The sequence below is a fragment of the Microcoleus sp. PH2017_05_CCC_O_A genome (assembly GCF_020738785.1).
Classification (GTDB): domain Bacteria; phylum Cyanobacteriota; class Cyanobacteriia; order Cyanobacteriales; family Microcoleaceae; genus Microcoleus.
In genome coordinates, this window is the sequence record NZ_JAEQCB010000194.1 from 1 (window position 1) to 8,452 (window position 8,452).

The window sequence follows — 8,452 nt, forward strand, 5'->3', positions numbered from 1 at the left end:
TAATTAAAGTGCCGTCGGGACGCTTCCCATTGCCGCACTTATCGCCTTCGGGAAAAATGTAGGGATTGGTTTTTTCTTGCGCGCCGTATTTGGATACTCTAAAACCGCAGTTCCAAGTGCTAAACTTATTTACATAGCCTATCATCGGGATGGTAACGATGCTTTTACTGCCGTTGTTGCGGTTAGTTTTGACAATTTTGTCGGTGGAATCGCCGGGAATGGGGTTTTTGTTGTCGCCGCCGCCGACGAAAAAGAAGTCATCGCCGACGTTGGAAGAATCGACTAACCAGTTGTAGCGGCTAGTGTGATTGGCGCCCCAGCGTTCCACCGGAATTCGCAACTCTTTGGCGAGGGCCGGATCTATGGCAAAATCGTTCATACCGTAGATGTCGGGACTGATGGAATGGCGATCGGCCCTCACGTCTACAGATAATGCTAAACTACTTGTTTGGGCTAGGGCATTTTTGAAGTAAGCTGTTGTTGCCACTACCCCCAAAGCAGCGACTGTAGCTAACAAGAATAAGATCGGCCAACGAGGTTTATTTTCGGGAGACAGCCACAAAAATCTTGCATTCATTAATTTATGATATAGTGTTTAATAAGGCTTGTTTAAAGTCTACTGCACTTTTGTAATAAATTTCAGGATTGTCGATTAAAGCGCGATCGATTACGGCGGCTAACGGTTGAGGGATCGACGAAGTGCGATCGCGAATAGGAACCGCATCATTATCCAGCACAGCACGAAACGGGTCTAATCCCACAAAATTGCGAGGCGAATATCCCGTAATCATCACATACAAACAAGCCGCCGCCGCCCAAACATCAACCTCCGGTTTCGCATACTTATAATCAAGCACTTGCTGTCGGGGCATAAAACACGGCGTACCCACCTGAGAACCAGTCATCGTTTGGCCGCTTAAACCCGCTTGATCGAAAGCCTTTGCTAACCCATAATCCCCAATCTTAGCAACTTGTTTCCCACTCACATTCGCCACAAAAATATTCCCCGGTTTCAAATCCCGATGAATCAAACCCCGTCCCTTTGCAAAACTACCATCAGCCAATCTGACATTCGGAATTTCCACATTATGCGTATAAATCAAACCATCTAAAACTTGCAGAATAATTGCGACAGCCTCACCAATCGGTAAAGTGCTAACACCGCGTTTGGCCATCAAATCCACAACACTGCCACCCTCGCAGTATTCTATCGTAAAAAAGAAAATTTCATCGGCATAACCAGACTCTTTAAATCCTACCACATGAGGATGTTTCAAACATTTAGTATTATCAACTTCCCGCAAAAACCAATTCACAGCCCGCTGATTCGCCGCCACCTTTGGTAACATCACTTTCAGCGCGACTTCTTCGTTAGTTTGTTTGTGTCGCGCCAAATAAACCAAACTAAAACCACCCTTACCCAACTCTTTTAGTAAAACATAATCACCGAGAACCCCGATATTATTTTTACCCCCCACAGCTTTGAACAGAAAAGCTTTCAGCATCTCCCACAAATTCTCTTGATTTGAAGGAATAGAAGCAGGTTTTTGTTGTTGAGCATTTTTGACAATTTCCGGATCAAGGGCAACAGCAACTCGAAAAGAAGTATCGCTGAGTGTAAATTCATCTCCCTCCCCCAAATCATACTCTGGAAATTGAATTTGAGCTGCCTCTTCAGGAGATTGATGGGCTTCTCGCTGACCGATTTTTTCGCGGTTAACAAAAGTACCATTTTTGCTACCGAAATCGCGGATACGGATATCGGGAGGATTGATATCTAGCAAGCAGTGATAGCGAGAAATCGTGCGGTGTTTTTCGTCGTCGGGAATTTTGGGATGACAATCTTTGGCGCGGCCGATAATACAAGTAGTGCGGGTATCAAAGGTGAATTCTTTGCCTTTGAGATTACCTGCGGTGATGGTGAGGGTAACTTTTGAACTCATATATATTATAGATTTTGGATTATTCAATTGTGGATTTTGGATGCTCGAAACTCTTCCTCCCCACCCTTAACAAAAGGCTACCTCTTACTCCCCCCCTTACCAAGGGGGGGCTGGGGGGGGTAAAAGAGTTGATGCAATAAACGATTAAATCTCATGTACATTTCTAACTCTTACTCCCCACCCTTAACAAAGGGCTAACTCTTGCTCCCCCCCTTACCAAGGGGGGGCTGGGGGGGTAAAACACCCAATGTTCTCAACGATTTAATCCCCTCCACAATCACCTCTAAAACCCCATCCAAATTATGATAAACATCATCATTAGTAAACCTCAAAAAATTAATCCTTGCCGACTCAATAAACTCTTGCCTTTCTGCATCATATTCTACAGCGCCATCCACAAAATGGCTGTCACCATCAACTTCCAGTGCTAACTTGATTTCTGGTGAATAAAAGTCGATCGCAAATGCTGCTACACTGTATTGTCTGCGAAATTTACAGTTTTCAAGCTGTCTGTTTCTGATACGTTTCCATAGCTGCTTTTCCGCTTCTGTCATTTCTCTGCGAAGCTTCTGCCGCTTGAATTTTTCTGAGCTTCTGTTGTAGAGTTTTGTCATTGTTATATAGGATTTTATTGTTGGTTTTTGAGATTTTACCCCCCCCAGCCCCCCCTTGGTAAGGGGGGGAGCAAGAGTTGTTTGAGTTTTATTGTTGGTTGCTGGTATTTTAACCCCCCCCAGCCCCCCTTGGTAAGGGGGGGAGCAAGAGTTATTTGAGTTTGATTGTTGGTTGCTGGTACTTTAACCCCCCCAGCCCCCCTTGGTAAGGGGGGGAGTAAGAGTTGTTTGAGTTTTATTGTTAGTTGCTTAGTCTTTTTTGTTGATCCAAACTACAAATTTTGTTTCTAAGTTATGGAGTTTAGAAGCTGTTGGTGGGGAGGTAGAAACCGGGTTTCTTCCTGAATCTCGGTGATGATACATAAATTATCGCAGAAACCCGGTTTCTTGAATTTGCGGAAAATCCAGAAATTTTAGCGGTGGCTGAAAAGTTGGTTTTTGCTAATTGTTATAACCCGCAAATAGCGGGGCAGATACTACAAAAAACTACGAAAATCGAGCCTGAAGCCGATGACTCGCAGTGCCAGGTATCGGAAAGGTAGAACTGGCGTGGCTTCGTGGTTTTATTGCCTGTAATAAATCTTTACGAAATCCTGTAAGGCTTAGATGTTATTACACTTTACAAGTCTCGACGCGAGAGAAGAGAAGTTACCCCCATACGCAGGACTGTAGTATCCCCCACCTGTCGTATTTAACTCATTATCCTTCGGATCCCCATCTTTATCATACCTAAGACCACAGACCAAAACCCAAACCGGGAGATGAGCTTCAGGTGCTTTCTCTGAAAAAGTGAGGTCTTTGTAGCGCAGCCATTGGTTCTGCCACTCCTCTTCGTTCTTTTTTCTCCAGCCTACCCGCTCGCAAAAAGCTTCCCATATTTTATTATCATATTCCCTGGTTCCCCCCAGACTTTGAAAGATGCGGTTCTGCACCGAAAAGCCGAAGCGCCCATTGCTGTATTTTACCCAAAGTTGCTCAATAGTACGCAAGTCCTCGCAGGGGAATTTATCAATACTTGTTACATCCAGCATTCGGCGACGTTCCATACCCCCCACCTTCAACATCACTCTCGCCGTTTCCTTATCGGCTTCTTTCCACTTTCCTGCTGCTAATAAATCCCGCAAGTTATAGTAATCCATCCCCACGGCTGAAATCACCCGCGTAGTCTCAGCAGCCGCTGGTTTTGGTATCACCAAATCTAACAAATTCAATTGCACTGTCTCCGCTTTTTTAGCCATCCCTAAATCCAAAGCCACTTTTTGGGGTATCAGCAAATCCAACCATTCCTGCACCGACTGCGGGCGATTTTGCGGTTCCAACTCCATCCCTTTGATAATCGCCGCATTCACCCTGTCGCTAATCTCAGAATTGTGCTGCTTTGGCGGAGTTAAAGGAATATTTTGCTTCCTGAATTGCGACGGAAACGGCAACTCACCAGTCAACATGACATAAAGCGTTGCTGCTAGGGAATAAACATCTGTATAAGCACCAAGTTCGGCCCGTTTTTCTAATAATTCAATCGGTGCGTAACACTCAGTCCCGGAATTGCTATTTGTCCGCAATTTCCCCGGCGCAGTTACCTGTCGCGCCAAGCCAAAATCAATCAAAACTGCACCCCCCTGGCCCCCCTTACTAAGGGGGGAAGAAGAAATTTCGCTCCCCTTACTAAGAGAAGAGAATGCAGTATTTTCTCTTGCTCCCCCCCTTACCAAGGGGGGGCTGGGGGGGGTTCTTAACATAATATTTTGGGGTTTAACATCCAGGTGAGTAAATCCCTGCTGGTGCACAAAACTCAGCGCGCTTCCCACTTGTTGAATAATTGGCAAAGCTTTGGCTTCGGACAAAATTCCGTTATCTTCGAGATATTCTGCTAAGTTAGTGCCGTCGATTAATTCCATCACCATGCACCACAATTGGATATTTCCGACCATTTCGGAAAACACTCCGTAAACTTCGACAACGTGGGGATGATGGCACTTGGCTAAAGATATAGCTTCGTTAACAAATTTATCCTGTAATTCGCGAAAGTTTGGTTTCCCTTGAATGTTGGCATTTAGGGTTTTGATGGCGACTACTTTGCCTTCTTTGGGGTTTTGGGCACGGTAGGTAACTCCGAATGCGCCGCCACCGAGGATGGCTTCGATGATGTATTTGCCGTCGTGGATTTGTTGTCCGGGTGGCCAGTGCCTCATGGCGGGTATGTGGGTGTGGAGAGGATGGTTTTGATTATAGCTGAGATGGGGGAATTTTGGTTGAGGGTTTCGACTTCGCTCAACTACCGGGGGTTTTTCACCTAGATATTCAGCATCTATCAAACCCGGAGATCCCCCCTAGCCCCCCTTAAGAAGGGGGGGGACTGGAATCGATCGACAGTCCCCCTTCTTAAGGGGGATTTAGGGGGATCGGGCCTCGGAGAAAAACGAGATTTACAGGGATTGGAACCTTAAGTGTAAGCCTCCATTGGCAAACAAGAACAGACAAAATTACGATCGCCAAACGCATTATCTATCCGGCCCACCGCAGGCCAAAACTTATGTTCGCGAGTCCAAGGTGTTGGATAAGCGGCTTGCGCGCGAGTATAAGGATGATTCCACTCATCAACCATCAGAGATTCTGCGGTGTGAGGCGCATTTTTCAAGACGTTATTTTGCGCGTCAACATTGCCTTTTTCTATCTCGGCAATTTCCCCTCGAATCGCAATCATCGCATCGCAAAAACGGTCTAATTCCTGCTTCGATTCGCTTTCCGTCGGTTCCACCATTACTGTACCGGCAACTGGCCAAGAAACTGTCGGTGCGTGATAGCCGTAATCCATCAGGCGTTTGGCAATATCTTCGACTTCAATGCCTGCTGTCTTTTTGAGAAGTCGCAAATCCAGAATGCACTCGTGCGCTACCAAACCCGATTTCCCTTTGTACAAAACCGGATAATAGGATTCTAACCGATGCGCCATGTAATTCGCATTCAGAATTGCTACTTTTGTCGCTTCAGTTAAACCGACTCCTCCCATCATCCGAATGTACATCCAAGAAATAGTCAAAATGCTAGCACTTCCCCAAGGCGCGGCCGAAACAGCACCTATAGAATTGCAATCTTTCTCCACATTTGTTGAGGACTCTATCGATTGACTGCCCAACTCTTGCCCCCCCCTTGTTAAGGGGGGCTGGGGGGGATCTCCGGAAACATCAGGTAAGAAAGGCACTAAATGAGACATGACTCCAATCGGCCCCATGCCCGGCCCGCCGCCGCCGTGGGGAATACAGAAAGTTTTGTGCAAATTCAAGTGACAAACATCGGCACCAAAATCACCGGGGCGGCATAAACCAACTTGAGCATTCATATTTGCGCCGTCCATATAAACTTGTCCGCCGCAGTTGTGGACAATCTCGCAAATTTCTTTAATTTCTGACTCAAACACGCCGTGGGTAGACGGATATGTTACCATCAAAGCAGCGAGTTCATTTTTGTGCTTTTCGGCTTTTTTCTGCAAGTCGGCGACATCAATATTCCCCTGGGAATCGCACTCGACAGCAACTACTTTCATCCCAGCCATCACCGCGCTAGCCGGATTTGTGCCGTGGGCTGACTGGGGAATCAAACAGATATTGCGGTGAGATTCGCCTCGGTGTTCGTGGTATTGGTGAATTACTAACAATCCCGCATATTCGCCTTGGGAACCAGCGTTTGGCTGCAAGGAAATTCCGGCAAAACCTGTGACTTCTGCCAGCCATTGTTCGAGTTGCACGAACATCATTTGATAGCCGCGAGTTTGGTTGCGGGGTGCAAAGGGATGTATGTTACCAAATTCCGCCCATGTCACGGGAACCATCTCGGCTGTTGCATTCAATTTCATCGTGCATGAACCTAGGGGAATCATCGATGTATTTAGCGATAAATCCTTGGCTTCTAAACGGTGCATATAGCGCAACAGTTCGGTTTCGGAATGGTAGCTGTTGAAAACTGGATGGGTGAGATAACTGGTTGTGCGATCGCAAAACTCAGGTAACATCATATAGGAAGTGAAGGCGTCTGCATTCAGCGGAACGCTCAGAGAATTCTCGCCGTCACCCCTGATATAATCCTTCTCCCGTGCAAAGATTTTCCACAACTCTTTGACATCGCCCGCCGTGACAGTTTCATCCAGAGTAATCCCCACGGTTGTTTCATCGAACACCCGCAGATTAATGTGGCGATTTTGAGCGGCTTGGAGAACTTCCGATAGCGGTTTATCTCCCAATTCTACCCGGAGAGTATCGAAGAAAGGTCGATCGCCAATTTTGTATCCAAAACTGGCAAGACCAGATGCTAAAATTGCGGTTAAACTGCGTACTTGTTCGGCAATTGCTTGGAGTCCAGACGGGCCGTGATAAACAGCATACATACTCGCCATCACTGCTAGCAAAACTTGGGCGGTACAAATATTGCTAGTTGCTTTTTCGCGGCGGATGTGCTGTTCGCGAGTTTGCAAAGCCAAACGTAAAGCAGATTTGCCGTTAGCATCTTTAGAAACGCCAACAATTCGCCCTGGAACTTGCCGTTTAAACTCTTCTCGCGTCGCGAAATAGGCTGCGTGGGGCCCTCCGAATCCCATCGGCACTCCGAAGCGCTGGGTGCTTCCTACGGCTATGTCAGCGCCGAATTCGCCGGGGGGTGTGAGGACGCAAAGACTCAAAATATCGGCGGCTACTGTGACTAAGGCGCCGGCTTGATGTGCCGATCGAATAAAATCGCTATAGTCGTAAATTGCGCCATCGGTGGCTGGGTATTGCAGAAGTGCACCGAAGATAGTACGATCGCACTCAAAGCTTTGATGGTCGCCGACAATCACTTCAATTCCCAGCGGTTTAGCCCGAGTTTGCACCACTTCGATGGTTTGAGGGTGACAATCTTGCGAGACAAAAAACGCTTTTGCTTTATTTTTATTAGCGCCGTAACTCACCGCCATAGCTTCCGCCGCAGCAGTCGCTTCATCCAACAAGGAAGCGTTAGCAATTTCCAAACCCGTGAGCTCGATTATCATGGTTTGGAAGTTCAGCAAAGCTTCTAATCGCCCTTGGGCAATTTCGGCTTGGTAGGGAGTGTAGGCTGTATACCAGCCCGGATTTTCCAGGATATTGCGCTGGATAACTGGGGGTGTGATGCAGTTGTGATATCCTGTCCCGATGTACGATCGAAATACGTGATTTTTAGCAGCAATTTCTTTCAATTCTGCCAAAGCAGCGTACTCGCTTTTGGCTGCGGGAAGTTGTAGGGGTTGATTCATGCGAATCGCCGCTGGAATCGTTTTGTCAATTAACTCATCGAGGCTGGAAATACCCAAAACATCTAGCATTTGCTGGATTTCGCTGGGTGTTGGGCCAATATGTCTTCCCGCAAAACCGTCGATGGGGGAAAGGTTTTGCTGTTGGTTGGGTTCAATTTGCGGGCTGTAGAGTACCAAGGCTGATTCTCCTGAATGGATTTCTTATTACTTTGTAACATTTCGCAAAGAGAACAAGGAAGATTTTCTGCGTCTATCAAAGTCCGACAGGGGTTGAAACCCCTGTCTCATAGCAGAAGTCGTCTGAAGACGACTGTAGATTAAAGTCGGTGGTTGAAACCGCAAAGCGAGTTAAACGAAGTCTGCTTTAGCTGGCGAAGAGATCAAAGGGGTATTTAAGTCGGATTTGGTATCAGTCGTCTTTAGACGACTTGTGCTAAAAGCCCCGTGGGTTTCAACCCCTGGCGGATTGTGGAAGAATCAAGGAACCGCTCGTAAAAACCTGGACAAAGCTACCCAAAAGTAGTCAATGTTATACATCTACGTTAGTAATTTTAGTCCACAGTCCTAAAACTACAGGAATAAACGGCAATTCCTCTATTCCCTTCATGAAGTCGGGAATTACTTTTCTCGCT

The 8,452-nt window shown here is 46.7% G+C and carries 5 protein-coding genes; all 5 read right to left on the minus strand.

From position 1 onward, the window contains the following. Window positions 1–577 (minus strand): glycoside hydrolase family 44 protein (locus JGK20_RS30555; protein WP_293233273.1); only part of this gene is annotated, 577 nt, incomplete at its 3' end. A gap of 4 nt (window positions 578–581) precedes the next feature. Next, complete coding sequence (locus tag JGK20_RS30560; protein ID WP_293233275.1) at window positions 582–1,943, minus strand: protein kinase; 1,362 nt, start codon at window positions 1,941–1,943, stop codon at window positions 582–584. Between the two features lie 194 nt (window positions 1,944–2,137). After that, the gene (locus JGK20_RS30565; RefSeq protein WP_293233277.1) at window positions 2,138–2,557 is read right to left on the minus strand and encodes an endonuclease domain-containing protein; all 420 of its coding nucleotides are present in this window, start codon (window positions 2,555–2,557) and stop codon (window positions 2,138–2,140) included. A gap of 602 nt (window positions 2,558–3,159) precedes the next feature. After that, window positions 3,160–4,749 (minus strand): serine/threonine-protein kinase, encoded by a 1,590-nt coding sequence (locus tag JGK20_RS30570; protein WP_293233279.1) that lies wholly within the window; start codon window positions 4,747–4,749, stop codon window positions 3,160–3,162. Between the two features lie 251 nt (window positions 4,750–5,000). Beyond that, the gene (gene gcvP, locus JGK20_RS30575; RefSeq protein WP_293233281.1) at window positions 5,001–7,997 is read right to left on the minus strand and encodes an aminomethyl-transferring glycine dehydrogenase; all 2,997 of its coding nucleotides are present in this window, start codon (window positions 7,995–7,997) and stop codon (window positions 5,001–5,003) included. Window positions 7,998–8,452 lie beyond the last annotated feature (455 nt).